Here is a 19,968-nt window from a genome sequence, read left to right on the forward strand (position 1 = left end):
TCATCAATGAAAATTAAAAGGACTTAAATGGTAACTATCGATTTAAGAAGTGATACGCTAACAAGGATAAATAAAGAGGACCTAAATAATATCAATTTTAATTATATTAGCGATGATTGTTATAGTGAAGATATTTATGTCAAAAAACTAGAATCCTATATCTCAAAATTATTTAATAAAGAAAATGCTCTATTTATTCCATCAGGCACAATGAGCAATCAGATTGGTTTAAAAGTTTTATCTACTATAGGTGATGAAGTCATTACTGAAGTCGGCTACCACATTTGTTTTTTTGAATCATCCCAAACCTCAGCATTAAACGGCTTAATTATTAATAATGTTAAAACACAAAGTGGTATTTTAACTGAACAAGATGTTATTCAAGCAATTAATCATAAAGCTCGTTGGTCAAATTTATACTCTACTCCCAAAATCATTGCGATAGAAAGTAGCATCAGTACCTACGGTGGAATCGTATTCCCATTAGCAGAAATCAAGAAACTCAAGCAGCTATGTATTGAAAAAAACATGTCTCTGTTTTTAGATGGTGCCCGAGTATTAAATAGCTGCATCTCCCTTAATATTCCTCCGCAAGAATATACCAAAGATATCGATCTTCTCAATATCTGCCTATCAAAAGGCATTGGAGCGCCATTTGGTTCAGTGTTAGTAGGAAGTCAGCATCATATAGAAAACGCTAAACGATACCGAAAATGGTATGGTGGAGCGCTACATCAATCAGGATTACTGGCAGCTATTGCCTTAAATAAGCTGGAACATTATGACTCTCGGTTACACACCGATCACCAAAATGCAGTTCATCTCGCGTCTATTCTTTCACGTTATTTTCAACTCGCTTATCCAGTCGAAACTAATATCGTTATGATAAAAGTGCCAGATTCTGAGCACGTTGTTCAAAAGTTAAAAAGCCATGGGGTGTTAGCCACCGCTTGGACAGCTGATATTGTGCGCTTTGTCACTAGCAGCAATATTTCAGAGACAATGCTCTACCAACTTGAGCTATTATTAAAAAAAATAGAAAGCATACAATATGATAAATAAAATTATGACCACTCGATTTTTATCGGGTACCTCTTTTTACAGTTTTCTACCTTTTTTCTCCCTCTATCTTATTCACTATAAAAATATCAGTGAGAGTGAAACCGCAATTATTATTTTTGTCTTTCTTTTCATTAGCCGTGCTTTTTCTCTCTTCACTCACTTTATTATTGATTTTCTTCATTATAAAAAAACGCTATTTTTAAGCTATTTAATTTCCTCGACATCTATTATTTCACTCTATTTCATTTCAAATTTTTACCTAATTCTGTTATTTTCCACATTGATTGGTGCGGGGTTTTCTATTGCGAATGTCAGTACCAGTTTATTTATTGCTGAAAATAATAATCACTCAGAAAGAGTGAAGCATTTTTCAATCTTAAATGTCATTGTAAATATTTCGTCGGCAATCGGTGGAGCTGCGGGCGAATGGTTTTATCATAGTTTTTATTCCGGAGTGATCTTTCTTCCTGCCGCCATTATGTCCGTTGCAGCCCTGTACTCATTAACCTTAACGAATACAAAACATACTCAACCAATACAAAGCCAACAAACGAAAGCTTCTTCCAGCTTTTTAGAATGGGGGATTTTTCTCTGTTATAGCGCCATCCCTTTCTTTATGCTGGGGCTTGTATTCCGCAATTTGGCTTACTTATTTGAGCTAAATTATCAAAATGCTAGAGACTATATTACGGTTTCTTATCTATTCGCTTTGAATGCCTTTATGATCATTTTTTGCAAATCAAAGTGACCCAATATATTGATAAACAGAAAAAATCCCATCAATCTATTATCTACAAATTCAGCCTTCTTCTGATTGCGAGCCTGCTTTTATTTTTAAACTTCAGCGCATTAATCCCACTTTATTTGCTGATAATCCTATTTACCTTTAGCGAATTAATTTGGAGCCCCTATAACAACAGTTTAGCGATTGAAAAATGCCCATTCACCCGTAAAAAGCTCTCATTATCTATTTGTATATTCTGTTGGGGATTAGCGGAATCCCTTGGCGCTTATGTTGGCATTATTGCTAACCACACTCAAATGCACACTTATATTCCTACTAGCCTACTTTTAATCCTCGTAGTTCTATTCACCGCTGAATACGTTATCCATTTAAGGAGCACTGATGAAAACCATCCTATTTCTCGAATGTAATATCTCCGGTACTGGCGTCAGCGCCATCAAATTGGCAAAAGAGAGAGGTTATCACACGGTTTTATTCACCAAAGAACGTCATTATTATGCTCAACTGGCTGATAACCCAATGCTCTATATTGATGAAGTTGTGGAACTAAATACAGACTCCATGGCAACGATTTTAAGCCATGCCCTGGACTATAACCTATACGGTATCGTCGCTTTCGATGACTATCGATTAATCAATGCTGCCGCAGCATCCCACACCTTCAATTTACCTTCGCCAAGTTTAATTGCCCTAACAGCCTGTCGTTACAAGCATCTGACTCGGCAGTATTTACACCAACATAATGCCAATTGTCGCTATAAAGTTGGCAATATCCATGACAAGTTTGACCTGAACAATATGCAGTTCCCTGTAGTGATAAAACCCTGCGATGACAGTGGTAGCAGCCAAGTAACAATATGTTATTCAGAGGAAGATGCACTCACTGCTGTGCAGGCGTTATCTGAATTTCGGGTTAACCGTCGAGGATATCAGCTCTCCCCTCATTATCTTGTTGAAGAGTTCATTGAAGGGGATGAATACAGTGCAGAAGCTTACTGGGACTCTAAAGATAACGAGTGGAAAATACTCGGTGTCACCAAAAAATACACCACATCAGGGCAATATGCTGTCGAAATTGGTCATGACTTTCCCGATGACACTCTTGATATCGAAAACATCACGAAAACGATCATAGCGTGGCTCACTCAAATCGGCTTATCCCACACCGTTGCTCACGTTGAATTCAAGCTTAGTCACAATGAAATAAAACTCATTGAAATTAATCCTCGCGTTGCCGGCGGGATGATTGATACCCTTTGCTATCAATCAACAGGGTTTGATTTAGTTGAGTGCTACCTTTCTTTGCACGTCAAAGACATGGTGTACACCCCGAAACTCTGCGCCAATAAACAGTATACGTCGATTCGTTTTCTAACCTCAGAGAAACCAGGAACAATTATCGGGTTTCATGCCAATCCTCAATTAAGTGCCCCTCTGCTGTTTAATTTTGTTCCCACACCAATACATGTAACGACCTTGAAAGACAGCTACAGCCGACTGGGTTACGTGATAACAACCGCTTCTGAGCGGTATTTAGCAGGGAAGAAAGCTGAGAGTTGGCTTAACCATGTAAAACCCCTCTATAAATAAAAAAACCCAGTACAAACGCAAATTCATACTGAGTTTTGGCTTTTCAAACCGATGCAATGGTTGCCAATATTAGGCAACCGTCACTTCGGTAAAATTGCGCTCATTATTTGTTAACTGAAATTTACTGACTGATTCCTGCAGCTCTTCAGTTTGATGTTCTAATGAACTTGCTGCTGTTGCCACTTGCTCAACTAAAGACGCATTTTGCTGTGTCACACTGTCCATTTGAGTAATGGCAACCCCCACCTGTGCGATACCTTTACTCTGCTCCTCCGAAGCTGTCGTGATTTGTTTCATAATCGCCGTCACCTCGTTGATCCCTTGCAGAATATTGCTCATTGTCGAGCCCATTTCATGAACCAAATGCGTGCCTTTTTCCACACACGAACTTGATTCCGCAATCAGCTTTTCAATTTCCATTGCCGCATCGGCACTGTGGCTAGCAAGCTTACGAACTTCGGCAGCAACCACCATAAATCCACGACCATGAACCCCTGCTCGCGCCGCTTCAATGGAGGCATTCAGTGCCAAAATATTGGTCTGGAAGCTGATGTCATTCATCATGCTGATGATGTCAGATATTTTTTTGGCACTCTGGGAGATTTCATCCATTGTGCTCACCACGGACTCAACAATCGCATCCCCTTGATTAGCCACTACAAAGGCCTCAGCGGCTAATTGGTTGGCTTGATGGGTATTTTCCACATTCAGCTGCACTGCTGCTGTGATTTGTTCCATACTCGCCGCGGTTTCTTCCAAGGCTGCGGCTTGCTCTTCCGTTCGTGAGGAAAGATCACTATTGCCGTTAGATATTTCTGTCGCACCGCGATAAATACTTTCGCTGCCATTGCGGATCGTCAACACCGCATCACGTAAACTGTTCTGCATCTCTTCTAATAATGGAAAAAGTTTACCGACACAGTTACGACCAAATGGCTCGATTGGCTGGCTTAAATCCCCTTTCGCAATCTTATCGAAGTATTGACGGATCAGCTCCAGCGGTCGTTGCATCATCTTAGCGAGATAGCGGTCAGTGAAGATCAAAATCAGCAAACCAAAAATGGTCGCTATGATAATCACGACTCGCGTCATATTCATGTGCTCATCAACCGCTTCCCGCGTGTGTTCAATCATCACATCCGCAGTTTGGTTAAACTGGGTGATAGCCGCGCCGAATGTGCGGCTCAATGCTGGCGTGACATTATGGGCATGCGTCAAATAAGCCGCCTTATCATCCCCCATGGAAATAGCTAATTGTGGTTTCACGCCCTCATCGAGCAGCGCTTGCCAGCTATTAATCACTTGGTCGGAAATGGCTTTATCCATCGGGCCCGGGGAAATTGATTTCATCTCCTCAAGATAACGCTCCATGTTCACGAGTGCGTCTTTGACCAAGGCGTAATCCCCTTCTTTGCCCTCATTTTTGGTTTCCATCACGCGGGTTAAGCGAGTGACAAAACGAAAATATTGGTCATTGCCCTGACTGAGTACCGTCATCTGTTTCACCAGTTGTCGGTCAACATGGATACCGTCAGAAATGCGCGATAAGGACCAACCGCTATACAGGCTTATGCCCCCAAGGTTTAGGCATAAAATGCCAAGTAGTACGAGCATCACAGCACGTATTGAATAATTTCGAAGTTTCTGCATGGAATTTCTCTTTTGATAAAATAAAATGATCTTTGTTTAATTTATCGGCGGTAAAAGAGAAAAATTTAATTATTTTCAATTGCTTTCTGACTTTTAGACATCAAAAAAAGCGCAAAATAATCCGATTAAAAATTGGCTTAATGATTGATTTTAGAGACATAATGCCTGTTTTTTATCCATTGAAGTTCTATTTTCATACAATTACCCTATCTTCCAGTTTGTGATTGACCTCCCAAAGTATTGCTCTGTTTCTGTAAGAAAACGCCATCATCAGGTTCTGTAAATATAAGCAAAAATCTGTTTTAGCTCTTGAGCTTCCCCCTACGGGAAGCTTTATGGTTCAGGGGTTCCATAAGAACTCGAATAAGAGAAATACAAACCTGCTTAAATTTCGCACCCTTATTTTTTTATTTAAATAACAATGTCTTATTTTTGGAGTAATACTGATATGAAAAAATTGTTATTCACTGCACTATTGGCAGCGTCATTTTCCTCTGTTGCAGCAAGCCAAGTTGTTGACCTGTACAAAGAAGAAAGTTGCGGTTGCTGCCATCTTTGGGGTGAAGCAGTAAAAGCCGCAGGTTATGACGTAAAAATTCACGATGTCACCTATCAAGAGATCGATAAAATCAATCAAGAAGCCAATTTACCTAACTCATTACGCAGCTGCCATACCGCCAAAATTAATGGCAAACTGGTTGTTGGTCACGTTCCTCTCGATAGCTTAGCGAAAATCAATACACTACCCGATGATGTTGCGGGTATTGCTGTCGGAGGTATGCCAGCGGGCAGTTTAGGTATGGAGCAACCAAGCGGATTTAAACAAGCCTATTCAGTGATGAGTTTTAAAAAGGATGGTAGCCAATCCGTATTTGCTCGTTATTAGTTTTCCATAAAAAAGGTACAGCAAACCCTCGCTGTACCTTTGGCAGTGATTACTACATCTTAATTTGAAAAATTAACGGTATATCGGTAATACATTAAACTGCGCTAACAACTGACAAATAATACCAACAACACCAAAGGCTATAACTGCATAGATTAGCCCTTTGCCTCCCCACACTTTGAAGGTCGAGTTAGGGAAACGCTCTCTCACTTTTAATGCCATGACTGCTGGGCAAATAATTGCCCAGATACACGCCGCCATCCCCGCATAAGCAATCGCAATTAAGAAGCCATTTGGAAATAACATGCATAAAACTAGAGGAGGTATAAAACATAACAGTGCCGCTTTCATTCTGCCTGAAGAGTTATCATTAAAGTTTAGTGACGCCAGAATGTAGTCGAATAAACCAATCGCAACCCCTAAGAATGAACAAAATACAGCACTAATCGAGAACCATAATAAGAATGTCGCAATATGTGGGCTACTTAATACCGCATACAATGATTCAATAAACGCGTCGAGGTTTCCGCCTTTATTAATTATGGTGAGGAATTCTGTTCGAGGTAAATTTCCCATGGTGCCTAATATCCAAAGGAAATAGAGTATTAAAGCCAGTACACAACCAATCACACAACTTTTAACCACTTTACGTTCATTTTCATGATACAGCTTATACAAACTACAGACGTTACCGTGATAACCAAACGAAGTAATGGCATAAGGAATAATAATAAAGACAAATGGTAGTAAAGATAACTGACTATCTCCCACTGGAGATGTTAATAATAAATCAGTTTTTACAATTAAGAATAACCCTGAAAAAGCGAGAATAAATAAAACAATTTTAATAAATAAAAATAATGATGTTAATCGACTTGCAGCAATACCACTCCACCAAATACTTGCGCCCAACAGTAAAGTGAAGACAACAAATATCACTCTTAAGTTAACATCAAATCCATATATTGCCGACGCTTCTTTGATAACGGATCCGGCCGCAGAAATATAAGCATATATCAATATATATAAAACAAATATTAATGCTGCATTGGCAATATAGCAGGCCCATTTAGGTAATAATTCTTTAGAGATATAAAAATAGTTAGTGCCGGCTCCATATTTGGATATACATTCTAAAATATAGATCCCTGAGTGAAACATAAAAAAACAAACAATCAGTAATATTACTATCGAGTTAATAAACCAAGCTCCAGCCATAATTGTTGGCAAGCTAAACATACCTGCCCCGATCATGGCTCCACCTAGCACAAAACCCCCTACCATTATGGAGGGTTCTTTCTTGGCTGCCGAATTGTTCATGTTGGTCACCTTAAAAATAAGGGATAAGGTTCCCGCATTGCACGGGAACCCGCAGAGCTGCCTATTACAGAACTACCTATTATTTGATAGGTTTTAATCTTGCAGTGAAGTGTCTTAATACTGGTGGCTCATATTCGAAATCTAAACCTTTCAGAGTTGCGAATTTATCTTTCAAGCCAATCAGAGCATCTGCAATGTAATCCATATGGTCGTTGGTATAAACACGTCGTGCGATAGTTAACCGCATGAATTCCATATCAGCATGTTTTTGTTTGCCCGTTTCAGGGTCACGACCTAATAGGAATGAACCAATTTCAACAGCACGAACACCTGACTCTAAATACAGCGCGTTAATCACAGCTTGCGCAGGGAATTGGTCACCTGGGATCTGTGGAACCAGTTTTTTACAGTCCACGAATACAGCGTGTCCACCGGTAGGATACTGAATTGGAATACCGCCTTCACGTAAACGGTCACCCAGATATTTCACCTGACCGATACGATAATGCAGGTAATCTTCCCCAGCCCCTTCTTCTAAACCTTGTACCATTGCCGCCATATCACGACCCGCTAAACCACCGTAGGTCACGAAGCCTTCCATTGGTACGCAGCGCTGTCTTGCCAACGTAAAGATTTTCTCGTCATTCTTAATACAGACCAGACCACCAATGTTTAACAGTGGGTCTTTTTTCGCTGACATAGTGAGCGCATCAGCGTATTTGTACATATCCAGAATGATTTCTTTAATTGTGGAATTTTTATATTTTGGATCACGCTCTTTGATGAAATATGCGTTTTCACAGAAACGTGCAGAGTCCATTACCACAAAGATATTATGCTGTTTTGCGATTTCATAAACTTCTTTCAAGTTATCCATCGCAACTGGCTGACCACCCGCACTGTTACAGGTAATGGTAGAAACAATCGCTACCACGTTTTCAGCACCATGTTTTGCAATATTATCTTTTAATTTTTGAATATCGAAATTGCCTTTCCAATCATCATAAGTTTCTGAGTCATAGGCTTTTTCGGTAACAATGTTAATCGCTTTACAGCCATTTAATTCAACGTGGGCAGCGGTAGTATCAAAGTGGAAGTTAGAAATAAATACCGGCTTTTTCGCGCCGCCTTGTTCTTGTTTCACTTTCAATAAAACAGGGAATAACATATTCTCAGCACCACGACCTTGGTGAGCAGGGATCACATAGTCGTAGTCAAACATCTCTTTAACTTTATCTTTTAAATCATAATAGTTACGAGAACCCGCGTACGCTTCATCACCCGTGATCATCGCTGCCCATTGATGGTCGCTCATTGCGTTAGTACCAGAGTCCGTTAACAGGTCAATATATACAGCACTACTCGGTAACAAGAATGGGTTATAACCCGCCTCTTTTAATGCCGCTTCGCGTTCTTCTCTTGATGGAATACGGATATTTTCTACCATTTTAATACGGAACGGTTCAACGATTCTTTTAGCCATGATAATACCTTTAATTTTTCATTAAATAATAAAAATAGAAATTCTAACTTATAAAAATAAGCGAATAGATCTTGAGAGAGAGAAAAAAGAAAGGTTATTTGTGCGGGAAGAAAAAGGCCAAAGAAATATCAATATTGAACCATTTCTTCAAATAGAAGAAGCGCCTCGACATTAACAACTCACTTAAAAGAAACATACTATGACTCCCATTAGCAAGGAATTAGTACAACCTTGAGTATGGTATATAACAATTCTTAGATAAATATAATAGCAATTGTCTATTATTTGTATCTGCATCACAAAAAGCTTTAAATCCCACTCCGCACTATGATTAGGGTCACAATATTATTTATCTTAATAGCTATTAAATAAACGTTAATAAATTGGGGTTATTTTATAATTAAATAATAGATAGTAATCTTAAACTTAATTTTTTAACGTTAAAAAGCCATTTAAAGTTGAATTTATTTTAATTAAGTAAAGCCTTATACAAAGACTTTACTTTTAGGAAGGATTTTAACAATCTAAATATAACTATTGTTTTCCAAATAGTTTTTGAGTGTACTCTTTGGACTCTGCGCTTCGCTTACCATCCGCCTCAAAGTAACGGTTCACATGGCATTTTTGCTCGTTAATATCGCAGAAAATTCCATTGGCAAACGTCATGGCTGTTTTATCAAAATCGCCACCTTGCTCAATCGCTTTCGCTCGTTTATCACCTAGGTATTTTTTCGTTAGTGCAACAGAAACGCCCTCTTTGGCGCTAACGCACACATATTTATCGCATAACACATTCTTTTCTGGGGATTTTAATGCTGAAGTTGATTTTGCTGACGCCAACATTGGCAATGCTACGATCGCAAACCCTACGAGACACACTGCTTTTAAGTTCATATAACGCCTTTTTTTTGAGTAATAACACAACTGCAATATCACATTAGAGTTTTATTTTGTGGATAAATTCCCAGGCGTCATCACTATTTCATGTTTACTGCTAACTCTATCCACTTAGTGCATGATTTTAACTTTTCATTAACACTTTCAATTGTTATTTATTGCAGAAAAGATGAGTGTATAAGCGGCAATTTAAATAATAAAAATACCTGCAACTCTGCATTCAACCCAACAAAGCACCCCATAAGAGAGTGATGTATGACAACAGAGACAGTCGCGATTAAATCTTTTGGCACCACAAAAACCACCTCGAAAGTGTTATTTATCTGCTGGATGAGCATTCTATTTGAAGGCTATGATGTTGGCGTGATGGGCGCTGTTCTTCCCACTCTCGCAGAATATAAACAGTGGAACCTCACCCCTTTAGAACTTGGCGCTCTCAGTAGCTACGCTTTAGTCGGAATGTTTTTTGGGGCATTTATTATCGGTACGCTGAGTGAACTTTACGGACGCCGCCGTATGCTTTTAGCCTGCGTCACACTCTTTTCATTGACGATGCTTGCCGCTGCCCTTGCCCCAACACCTTGGATGTTTGGGTTAATGCGTTTTATTGGTGGAATTGGACTTGGGGGTGTTATTCCCGTCGCAGCCGCGTTAACCATCGAATATTCTCCTGCTGAAAAACGTTCTTTTAACTACGGCATTATGTATTCCGGTTACTCATTGGGGATCCTCAGCGCAGCACTGGTCGCCATGTGGTTGCTAGAACAATTTGGATGGCGCAGTGTGATTGGCTTTGGTGCATTACCGCTTTTGTTAATTTGGCCGATGGCACGTATCTTGCCTGAATCCCTTGAATTTCTGACCCACAAAGGGCGCCACACCGAAGCACAATCTTTGGCGCAGAAATTAGATGTTGAATATCAAGCACCACCCGCACAGCAAAAACAGCAACCTCAGCGTTTGAAAGAGATAGTCTCCGTGGTTTTTGCGTGGACACATTTGCGTGCAACCGCATGTTTCTGGATAGCGTTATTCTGCGGCATGTTGCTGGTGTATGGCTTAAATACTTGGCTGCCGTCGATTATGCGCAAAGAGGGCTATAACTTGGGCTCTAGCCTAACCTTCCTTGTGGTATTTAGCTTAGCATCCGCATTAGGGGGCTTATTCTTAGGAAAAATCGCGGATAAACGCGGCGTTCGCGGCTCCGTTGCCTTTTTCTTCTTGCTCGGCGCGATTGGCATTGGCTGCATGGTTTTCAAACAAAATATCTATATTAACTACTTACTTGTAGCATTTGCTGGGATCGGCAGCATTTCCGCCGCGCTGATTTTAACGGGCTACATCGCCAATTATTATCCATCAAAAGCCCGCGCTTCAGCGACCGGCTGGGCATTAAGCTTCTCTCGAATTGGTGCGATGACAGGCCCTATGTTTGGGGCATATATCGCCAGTTTGGGGATAGCGACCAGCTGGAACTTTATCGCCTTTTCGGTGGTGGCGGTGATAGCGGCAACCGCCGTGATTTTACTACCACGAAAACGCTCATAGATAGCGGGTTAGCCAGTAAAAAGAGATAAATTGGCAAATAGGGGCATATCGCCCCTATTTAATTTTGAAACTAACACTTTGAAATTAATACGTCTATTTTGAAACTAATACGCAAGACGGTAATGCACCTTCTCGCCTGCGGTTAACTCTGGTGAATCACTGTAATTACCTGATAATTCAATAAACCCACGTAATTCAGGAATATATAATTTTTGATACCACTCTAACTCTGAACGGCGGTGCAATTGATTGCTGGTAAAATCAAGGATCAAACATTTCTGTCCGCTTCTCGCGGATTCCATCACCAGCAAACCATCGCCCCAGATAACCATATCTTGCAGATGGTTATAACCCGCTTCTTTGATCAGCTTAAAATTGCCACCTTGATACTGATAAAGGGAAAACAATCGGCGGGAAGGTTCCTGAGCCGCCAAATAAATATCCCCATTTTGATTCTGAACCGCCTCATTAATACGAATAGGCAACCATCGATGGCTCACTACGTTTTTCTGTGCGATGTTCACCACCACTTCAAGAGAGCCCATTTCGTTACCGTAGCTGTACCATACAATCACATTGCCATCATGAACCGCGTAAGAAAATGTTGAATTATCTGCGATTTCTTCAGGATAAAAACGCTTCACAAGTTCGCGAGGATCCATCAAATATTGCCATGTAAGCCCTTTATCCGCGCTGGTGAAGATCTTTTGGCTATCGATCAGGACATAAGGTTCCCCCTGACCACTTTGGTACATTTTCCCGGTAATTGCCGCATAAATGTATTCACCATACCCATCTTTCCAAGGCGTTAGAGGCGTAATCGAATTGTCCGCTAAGTTCACAATTCGATACCCATCGCGCACCATTAAAAGGCACTGAGATTCTTCACACACCGCGTTATAAAAACTGTCGCTAAATTGCGTGATAAAACGCACGCCATCTTTATTGGCAAATAACACCTGATAACTATCTTCCTGTGCAGGCGAGAACAAATCTGACCGATTGTAATAGTAGGATGAACGACCGTTTTTCTGCGCAATAATCAACGTGCCGTCTTTCGCAGGGTACGTTTTGGCATAATCATAATCCGCAATATAAGCATTGCTCTCTTGGCTGTTCTCTTTCCACTGCCATGACGTATCATTTCCACCAAATATCAGGATCAGTGTTGATCCTAAACACACCAAGAAAACGGCCCCCGTCACCAGAAAACGCCAACTTAGAAATGGATTCATTAGCGTACCTCCATGACATAAGTATCTTTACCTTGTTGGCATCGTAATGCGCTCAAGACAGCTTGGGTTTGGTAATAGCCATTACCCCGTTTCGAAAACCGATAATACGCAGCCATACCAAAGGCAATTAAGAAACAGATACCTAGGGTCATCGAACTGGCAAAACCAATGAATATCAGGTCATTATCGAGCAAATACAGCCAATCCCAATAATCCCAGTGATTCCCTCTGTCGACAACATCGCTAATTGCTGTCGCGCCAAAAATCGCTAAGAATAGCGCCAAAATAATGCCAGTGATCCCCCACAACGCCAGATACAGACCACGTTCTTGCGCCATGCCTCGAGCAGACAACGTGTAAGCTAAATTATCTTGGTGGTTATACAGGCCAAATACGACGCTCTCGGGAAAACCATCTTCAACTTTGGAGTGATAGACTTCAACCTCATCCCCTTGAGCGAGAAAAAAGCAGTGGTTATTAAAGAAAGGTTTTGAGCCATCTAACTTGAGGTTCAAATGGCTCTTATTCACTTGAAGCTCTATCTCATTGCGGGTGTATGTACCCCCACGATAATAATATTCAATCGTCTTGATACTCTTAATATTCACTTTGCCTTTTGTCACCTGCAACGAGGTTTCAGGGATAGGCTTTTGCGCTCGAGGATCTATTTTGAGCGGTTTGGTTTTCGGGTTTTTAATTCCCTCAATCTGAATCAGATTTTCGCCAGAAATTACCTGAAACTTGCCCGCTATCACTAAATCTAATGCGCGTATGATGGTTTTTCGTTTTCGGCTAAAAATAGTGAAGGTTTGTGAAATACACATCGACAGCAGAACAGCACCCACAAAAGCTGCCATTCCTAATAATGACCCTAAAACAATTAACCATGTACTCTCTTCATCATTAAACACGCAAAAAAATGCGGGAATAAAGAGTGCCGCAAGCCCAAATGATAGCAGGTACTGTTTTACTAAGCCTTTGTCGAATTTAAGGTTTCTATCGGGTTCCAAACGTCCATGTTCTGGGTGATACACCCAATTGAGCCAATAGCTCCCATCATTCAGTTGTTCAGCAGAAATAATCAACGTATCGTCTTTATTCAATCGTTCCAAAAATATTTGGCTGTTTTCAAAATCTTCAGCATTGAAAAAAAACACTTTATCCGAAGTTATTAGCCTCACCATGCCCTCAGGTGAAACCTGTTTATAATCGCACTGAATTAGCTTAACGTGAAAATATTGAACACCCATCAATGATGCCTATTTGTTATAGTTAATTTAACATTATGATAATAAATAAAGGTATATTGCCCTAGTTAAACTTACCCTATAATAGAACAATTCAGATAATTACAGGCTCAAGGGCATAATTAGTTAAAAGCTGGCAAATGCCTGTTTTACTCTTAAAATGCAACCAGGCTCTAGTAAAGGAAATAATTACTGCTAGACTGGCGCAGATGAGTTATTTTGAATACATTACATTCCCAAGAAACAGTTATTTTATCCCTACCGTTAACCACAAATTTGAATAAACGCGATGACATCAAAACCGGCCTACAAGCAAATTCAATCTTACATTCTGCGGAGTATTGATTTAGGGATTTTCAAACCTGAAACTCAGATCCCCACTGAACTTGAGTTATGTGCCCAGTTTAATGTTAGCCGTATGACGGTGAATAAAGCGATTTCTGAACTCAGCCAGAAAGGCATCTTAAATCGGATTGCAGGAAAAGGGACTTTTGTCGCCACTCAAAAACATGAACTTCCTGTCACTAAAGCCTTTGATATTTTTGATGAAATTTCAGTTAGTGGGAATAAATATGCAGGCCACCAGCTACAGCTAAAAATCATCCCTGCCACCGCAGAAATTGCCCTACAACTTGGTGTCACAGAAGGCAGTAATATTGGCTACTGCAAAATGCTGCATTTTGAAAATGACATTCCGCTGATGCTAGAAGAACGCTATGTAAATCATAGTATTGCCCCTGAGTTTGTTCAGCAGCACTTTGGCAATAGTGAAACCCCAAGCGGCTATTTGCAGCGCCATTTCCCTGTTAGTGAAATGGAGCACACCATTGAAGCAATTTTAGCCAATAAGTCTATCGCTCAGGCTTTATCCATCAAAGAACATGCCCCTTGTTTGCAACTAAGTCGCCGCACATGGACAGGCAACACATTGATCAGCTACGTCAATATGATCAGCGCAGGCTCGCGCTATAAATTGAAATTACATTCCCGCATTGAGAATTAATCTTCAGCGCTAAGCCGTCATAAAATATAACAAGCATAAAAAATGGGGCACTCTGGCCCCAAAACGACTGATAAACAACTAAAATACCGTTCGATAATCTCCACATCACAGACATTACTTCAGGTATCAACACATCAACATCACAACAAACTGTATAAACACAACAAACGATATCCTCATAATAAACTACATACCTTGATAAATAGGTCCTTCTCCCCCTTGAGGTGCTGTCCACGTAATATTTTGCAGAGGATCTTTAATATCACACGCTTTGCAGTGCAGGCAGTTCTGCGCATTTATTTGCAGTTTTTCCTGCTCCTGATCACCCACTATTTCGTACACACCCGCAGGGCAATATCGCGTTTCCGGTGAAGCATAAGTGGATAAATTCACGCGAATAGGAATTTCATTATCTTTTAAACGTAAGTGACAAGGCTGCTCTTCCGCGTGATTTGTATTGGATAAAAATACCGATGAAGGTTTATCAAATGACAGTTTGCCATCCGGTTTTGGGTAATGGATCGGCTGAAATTCACTGGCAGGCCTAAGCCCTTGGTGATCATCCCGTTTGAGCTTCAGCGTCCAAGGGCTACGCCCCTTTAATAACCATTGCTCAGCACCGAACATCAACGACCCCATCACTAACCCTTTTTTCATATACGGCTTGAAATTACGGGTCTGATAAAGTTCGTCATACAACCAGCTTTGTTCGAACTTTTGCTGGAATTGGCTGGTAAATTCCGCGTAATCGACGCTATCTTCGACGAACGATTCAAATAAAGCCTCCGCCGCTAACATGCCGCTTTTCACCGCGCAGTGACTACCTTTAATGCGCGCAGCATTTAAAAAGCCTGCATCATCTCCAATTAAGGCACCGCCGGGGAAGCTTAACTCTGGTAATGCGGATAACCCCCCAGCCACCATGGTACGCGCCCCATAACTCACCCGCTCACCCCCTTGCAAAAAAGCACTGAAGGCAGGATGGGTTTTCAAACGCTGGAATTCATCGAATGGGGATAAATAGGGATTTTCATAATTTAGCCCTACCACCAGCCCCACCGCGACCAAGTTTTCTCCATAATGGTAAGCAAATCCGCCCCCATAGGTTTGGTTATCCAACGGCCAGCCGATTGAATGCACCACGAGCCCCGCTTGATGCTGCTCTTTAGGAATTTGCCAAATTTCTTTGAGACCCAGTCCATAAGTCTGTTTACCGCGGTTTGCCGCTAAATCAAAATGAGAAATTAACTGTTTACCCAGTTGCCCTCTGCACCCTTCAGCGAAAAAAGTCATTTTGGCTAACAGGTTCATACCGGCTTGATACATAGCCGTTGGGTTGCCCTGTTTGTCTAGCCCCATGTCGCCAGTGGTGACGCCAATAACCTGTCCTGCATCATCAAAAAGGATTTCGGTAGCCGCAAACCCTGGGAAAATATCGACACCGAGTTGCTCCGCTTCCGCTGCAAGTGCTGCGCTGACTTGCCCAAGGCTGCCAATCACATTACCGTGGTTTTTCAGGCAAGCAGGTAACAAAGATAATGGTAACTTGCTGGTTTTATTTTCTTTGAGCCATAAAAAACGATCTTCACTGACGGAGGTGAGCGAAGCAGAAACGGTTTGCTGCCAGTCCGGTAATAACTCATTCAGTCCTCGGGGGTCGATCACTGCCCCCGATAAAATATGCGCCCCGACTTCGGCGCCTTTATCAATTAAGCAAACGCTGAGCTCCCGGTCTGTTTGTAACGAGAGTTGTTTAATGCGAATTGCCGCCGATAATCCTGCGGGCCCACCACCGACAATCAGGACATCAAACTCCATGGATTCTCGCGCACAAGACGTCGAAACATTCGCACTATTGTCGATAGTCATTTTGCTCTCTCCTACGCCAGCGCTTTATCAAATTCAGGTAAGATCTCAAACAGATCCCCCACAATGCCGTAGTCTGCCACTTGGAAAATCGGCGCTTCTGGATCGCTATTAATCGCCACGATCACTTTGCTCTCTTTCATGCCCGCAATATGTTGAATAGCGCCGGAGATCCCAACCGCAATATACAGATCTGGCGCGACGATCTTGCCCGTTTGTCCTACTTGGTAATCATTTGGCACATACCCCGCATCCACTGCCGCACGGGAAGCTCCCACCGCAGCCCCTAATTTGTCGGCAATGGTTTCCAATAAAGCAAAATTCTCACCGGAACTTAAACCGCGTCCCCCCGAAATCACCACTTTGGCAGAGCTTAATTCCGCACGGCTCATCTGGGTTAATGACTGGCTAGTCAGCTCCGAAAGTTGAGTTAACTGCGTAACAGAAACGGGTTCTATCACCACCGGTGATTGGGTCGCAGTCGTCCCTGAAAATGCCGAGCTACGTACGGTGATCACCACTTGATTGCCATTGTTTTGCACCGTTGCCAATGCATTTCCAGCATAAATTGGGCGAACAAATGTTTGTGCATCTACCACTTGGGTAATATCCGATATCTGAGAAACACCCAGCATGGCAGCGACGCGAGGGGCAATATTTTTACCAAATGTGGTCGCAGGGAAGATAATGTGGCTATAGCCCTGCGCCACGGCAACCACCGCGCTTGTCATTGATTCTGCCAGCGCATTTTTGAGCGGTTCTGCATCGATGGTTATGACCTTTTCGACGCCGAGAATGGATGCCGCGGATTGTGCTACCGCAGCCACTTGGCTTCCCGCCACCAGCACATGCAGGCTTCCGCCCTGTGCAATGATTTCGCGTGCCGCCGTTATGCTGTTATAGGTTGAAGATTTAATGGTTTGGTTATCGTGCTCAACAACGACTAAAACGGATAATTGGCTCATGTTCAGGCTCCCTGTTAAATCACTTCTTTAGCTTGCAGTTCAGTCACTAACGTGGCGGCATCATTCAACATGGTGCACTGCCCAGAACGCTTTTTCGGCTCAGTCACGTTGACGATTTTTACTTGCCCTAATGGGCTAAAATTCAGTGTAGAAATATCGATGATGTCTAATGGTTTTTTCTTTGCCTTCATGATGTTAGGTAATGTGGCATAGCGAGGCTCATTTAAGCGCAAGTCTGTGGTCACAATCGCAGGCAATCCCATAGATAAGGTTTCTAAGCCACCATCGATTTCGCGAGTGACTTGCAGCTTCTCCCCCTCGACTATAATGTGCGAAGCAAAGGTGGCTTGCGCACAACCCAATAGTGCCGCAAGCATCTGCCCAGTTTGGTTGCAATCATCATCAATGGCTTGCTTGCCGAGTAAAATTAAATCCGGTTGCTCCTGACTCACCACCTGCTGTAAAAGGCGGGCAATATCCAGCGGCTCTAGTGCCATCTCGGTGGGTTTTTGAATCAAAATGGCTCGGTCAGCCCCAATTGCCATCGCACTACGCAGCGTATCTTGCGCCGTGGCTTCACCGATGGAGACCGCCACCACTTCAGTGGCTTTGCCTACTTCTTTTAAACGTACCGCCTCTTCTACCGCAATCTCATCAAAGGGGTTCATCGCCATTTTGACATTCGTCAGCTCCACTCCTGAGCCATCGGCTTTAACCCGCACTTTAACGTTATGGTCAATCACCCGTTTTACTGCGACTAAAATTTTCATAACTACTCCTCTCGCGCACTTTGTTACCGCTATTTTTGAGTTGAGGGAGCCCATAGCAGTGAATATTTTCACTGCTAGGACGCCATCACTGACTATTTTTATCGTTGGAAAATTAAGATGTTACCTAAGAAATAAACCTTATTTGGTTTCTGGCAATATCAGGCTTGGCGCCACTGACATTGGCCAAATTTTTACCGCGACATAGTAGATGATACTGGTGGCAACTAAACCGACGATCCACGAAATATCCACGCCGCCTAGGCTATCAACCAGAGGTCCAGTGTAGAAACCGGTGGCAATAAATGGCATTTGGATCAATACGCCAACCACATAGGTGATGATCCCCACTTTGTTCCAGCGACCATAACGACCATTTGGGTTGGATAATTGAGGGACATCGTAGCGACCTTTCGTCACCCAGTAATAATCCACTAAGTTAATCGCACTCCATGGCGTAAAGAACGCTAATAAAAATAGCAAGAAAGCTGAGAATAGTTTTAAGAATGAATGTTGCCCAGCAAGACCTAACGCCGTCGAAAAGCTCACCATGAGGATAATAAAGAACAGACGCTGACCACGGGAAATCTGGTGTTTACCGCGGAAACCACACCAAATCGCCGCCATCGACATAAAACTGCCGTAAGCATTCAGAGCCGTAATCGTCACTTTGCCAAAGAAAATACTGATATACAGCAGCGCTGCAATTAAGCCCGTGCTGCCTAAGCCAACAATGTAGGAAACTTCATGACCCGCAAATTGATTGCCAGCAAGCGCTGCCGCAAACACCCCTAGGATCATCGAGGCTTGAGTCCCAATCACTGTCCCTGAACCTACGGCTAAAAATGCTTTGATGGTTGGGGTTTTGGTCGGTAAATAACGGGAGTAATCCGCCACATAAGGGCCAAATGCAATCTGCCAAGAAGCCGACAGCGACATGGCTAATAGGAAATTCGTCCAGTCGAAATGACGATTCTCTAATAACACCGAAACATCATTCATATAGAACAGACGGAAGAATAGGTAGAAGAAGGCAATAACGCCGACGACACTCGCCACTTTACCGAGAATGTGAATGATGCGGTAACCGCAGATAGTGATACCGATGATCACAATCCCGAAAATCACGATCCCCATCCAATCACTGACGTTCAATAATTGCCCCACCGCCTGCCCAGCTAATACTGTCCCACTGGCCGAGAATCCGACGTACATCATGCAGACTAATAAAATCGGGATGACCGCACCATAAACCCCAAACTGCACGCGGCTGGAGATCATTTGAGGTAGACCCAGCTTCGGCCCTTGTACCGCATGGAGCGCCATAACCGCGCCCCCCAATAATTGACCGATAAACAAGCCAATCAACGACCAAAATACATCGCCCCCCAACACAACCGCTAGGGCACCGGTGACGATTGCGGTGATTTGTAAGTTAGCCCCAAACCACAGCGTGAATTGGCTCGATAAAGTCCCGTGTCGCTCAGATTCAGGAATATAGTCAATGGAACGTGCTTCAATAAGCGGAACATTATCTTGGCGAGACTGCTTTTGCCCGATGATATCGTTGGAAACTGTCATGGTAATTCCTCTTTAAGCAAGGCCGGCTTAAAGAATGAGCCAATTAGTCGTCAGCAATGAATTCTCTATGTTGTGAACACAGACATTTGACGTGATGCAGGTATGTTATTGTTTTATCTACCC

17 protein-coding genes are annotated in these 19,968 nt (G+C 42.3%); 7 read left to right on the plus strand and 10 right to left on the minus strand.

Annotation, left to right across the window (positions count from 1 at the left end; all coding sequences use genetic code 11):
• Positions 1-27: 27 nt before the first annotated feature.
• Genes HFU86_RS16475 through HFU86_RS16485 form a run of 4 tightly spaced genes read left to right on the plus strand, consistent with a single transcriptional unit; the run spans position 28 to position 3,397 of the window.
• Positions 28-1,062 (plus strand): threonine aldolase family protein, encoded by a 1,035-nt coding sequence (locus tag HFU86_RS16475; RefSeq protein ID WP_187129669.1) that lies wholly within the window; start codon positions 28-30, stop codon positions 1,060-1,062.
• A complete protein-coding gene (locus HFU86_RS19810) occupies positions 1,052-1,810 on the plus strand; it encodes an MFS transporter (RefSeq protein ID WP_255425997.1) in 759 nt (252 codons plus the stop codon). Before HFU86_RS16475 ends, HFU86_RS19810 begins: the two co-directional genes overlap by 11 nt.
• The gene (locus tag HFU86_RS20210) at positions 1,807-2,217 is read left to right on the plus strand and encodes a hypothetical protein (protein ID WP_255425998.1); all 411 of its coding nucleotides are present in this window, start codon (positions 1,807-1,809) and stop codon (positions 2,215-2,217) included. Before HFU86_RS19810 ends, HFU86_RS20210 begins: the two co-directional genes overlap by 4 nt.
• Complete coding sequence (locus HFU86_RS16485) at positions 2,189-3,397, plus strand: ATP-grasp domain-containing protein (protein ID WP_132496609.1); 1,209 nt, start codon at positions 2,189-2,191, stop codon at positions 3,395-3,397. Before HFU86_RS20210 ends, HFU86_RS16485 begins: the two co-directional genes overlap by 29 nt.
• A 69-nt stretch (positions 3,398-3,466) precedes the next feature.
• Here HFU86_RS16485 and HFU86_RS16490 read toward each other — a convergent pair whose 3' ends face one another.
• On the minus strand, positions 3,467-5,047 hold the full coding sequence (locus HFU86_RS16490; protein WP_132496610.1) for a methyl-accepting chemotaxis protein: 1,581 nt from the start codon (positions 5,045-5,047) through the stop codon (positions 3,467-3,469).
• Between the two features lie 448 nt (positions 5,048-5,495).
• Between HFU86_RS16490 and HFU86_RS16495 the strand changes: the two genes are divergently transcribed.
• The gene (locus tag HFU86_RS16495) at positions 5,496-5,933 is read left to right on the plus strand and encodes a DUF411 domain-containing protein (RefSeq protein WP_132496611.1); all 438 of its coding nucleotides are present in this window, start codon (positions 5,496-5,498) and stop codon (positions 5,931-5,933) included.
• A 72-nt stretch (positions 5,934-6,005) separates the two neighbouring features.
• On the opposite strand, the gene HFU86_RS16500 is transcribed toward HFU86_RS16495, so the two are convergent.
• The 3 genes from HFU86_RS16500 to HFU86_RS16510 all read right to left on the minus strand — a co-directional run bounded on the left by HFU86_RS16500 (position 6,006) and on the right by HFU86_RS16510 (position 9,630).
• Positions 6,006-7,253 carry an aromatic amino acid transporter gene (locus HFU86_RS16500; RefSeq protein WP_036956056.1) on the minus strand — a complete coding sequence of 416 codons (1,248 nt, stop codon included), beginning with the start codon at positions 7,251-7,253 and terminating at the stop codon, positions 6,006-6,008.
• Positions 7,254-7,332: 79 nt separating this feature from the next.
• Positions 7,333-8,736, minus strand: coding sequence for a tryptophanase (locus HFU86_RS16505; protein ID WP_036956054.1), 1,404 nt, complete (start codon positions 8,734-8,736; stop codon positions 7,333-7,335).
• A gap of 534 nt (positions 8,737-9,270) precedes the next feature.
• Positions 9,271-9,630, minus strand: a complete 360-nt coding sequence (locus HFU86_RS16510) for a YcgJ family protein (RefSeq protein ID WP_187129670.1) — start codon at positions 9,628-9,630, stop codon at positions 9,271-9,273.
• 258 nt (positions 9,631-9,888) lie between these two features.
• Between HFU86_RS16510 and HFU86_RS16515 the strand changes: the two genes are divergently transcribed.
• Entirely contained in the window at positions 9,889-11,181 is a 1,293-nt protein-coding gene (locus HFU86_RS16515) for an MFS transporter (protein WP_187129671.1), read from the plus strand.
• 104 nt (positions 11,182-11,285) lie between these two features.
• On the opposite strand, the gene HFU86_RS16520 is transcribed toward HFU86_RS16515, so the two are convergent.
• On the minus strand, positions 11,286-12,416 hold the full coding sequence (locus tag HFU86_RS16520) for a hypothetical protein (protein ID WP_187129672.1): 1,131 nt from the start codon (positions 12,414-12,416) through the stop codon (positions 11,286-11,288).
• Positions 12,416-13,519 (minus strand): hypothetical protein, encoded by a 1,104-nt coding sequence (locus tag HFU86_RS16525; RefSeq protein ID WP_243699002.1) that lies wholly within the window; start codon positions 13,517-13,519, stop codon positions 12,416-12,418. The genes HFU86_RS16520 and HFU86_RS16525 overlap by 1 nt, the downstream gene beginning before the upstream one ends.
• Before the next feature lie 433 nt (positions 13,520-13,952).
• Here HFU86_RS16525 and HFU86_RS16530 point away from each other — a divergent pair, with 433 nt between their 5' ends.
• Positions 13,953-14,666, plus strand: coding sequence for a UTRA domain-containing protein (locus HFU86_RS16530; protein WP_132496616.1), 714 nt, complete (start codon positions 13,953-13,955; stop codon positions 14,664-14,666).
• Positions 14,667-14,852: 186 nt separating this feature from the next.
• Here the strand turns inward: HFU86_RS16530 and HFU86_RS16535 are convergent, their stop codons facing one another.
• The 4 genes from HFU86_RS16535 to HFU86_RS16550 form a co-directional block, all read right to left on the minus strand.
• Positions 14,853-16,535 carry an electron transfer flavoprotein-ubiquinone oxidoreductase gene (locus HFU86_RS16535; protein ID WP_187129673.1) on the minus strand — a complete coding sequence of 561 codons (1,683 nt, stop codon included), beginning with the start codon at positions 16,533-16,535 and terminating at the stop codon, positions 14,853-14,855.
• A gap of 11 nt (positions 16,536-16,546) precedes the next feature.
• Complete coding sequence (locus HFU86_RS16540; protein ID WP_187129674.1) at positions 16,547-17,497, minus strand: electron transfer flavoprotein subunit alpha/FixB family protein; 951 nt, start codon at positions 17,495-17,497, stop codon at positions 16,547-16,549.
• A gap of 14 nt (positions 17,498-17,511) precedes the next feature.
• The gene (locus HFU86_RS16545; protein WP_132496619.1) at positions 17,512-18,267 is read right to left on the minus strand and encodes an electron transfer flavoprotein subunit beta/FixA family protein; all 756 of its coding nucleotides are present in this window, start codon (positions 18,265-18,267) and stop codon (positions 17,512-17,514) included.
• A gap of 138 nt (positions 18,268-18,405) precedes the next feature.
• Positions 18,406-19,845, minus strand: coding sequence for a purine-cytosine permease family protein (locus tag HFU86_RS16550; protein WP_132496620.1), 1,440 nt, complete (start codon positions 19,843-19,845; stop codon positions 18,406-18,408).
• Between the last annotated feature and the right edge of the window lie 123 nt (positions 19,846-19,968).

The sequence above is a fragment of the Providencia sp. JUb39 genome (assembly GCF_012272845.1).
GTDB classification, from domain to species: domain Bacteria; phylum Pseudomonadota; class Gammaproteobacteria; order Enterobacterales; family Enterobacteriaceae; genus Providencia; species Providencia lanzhouensis.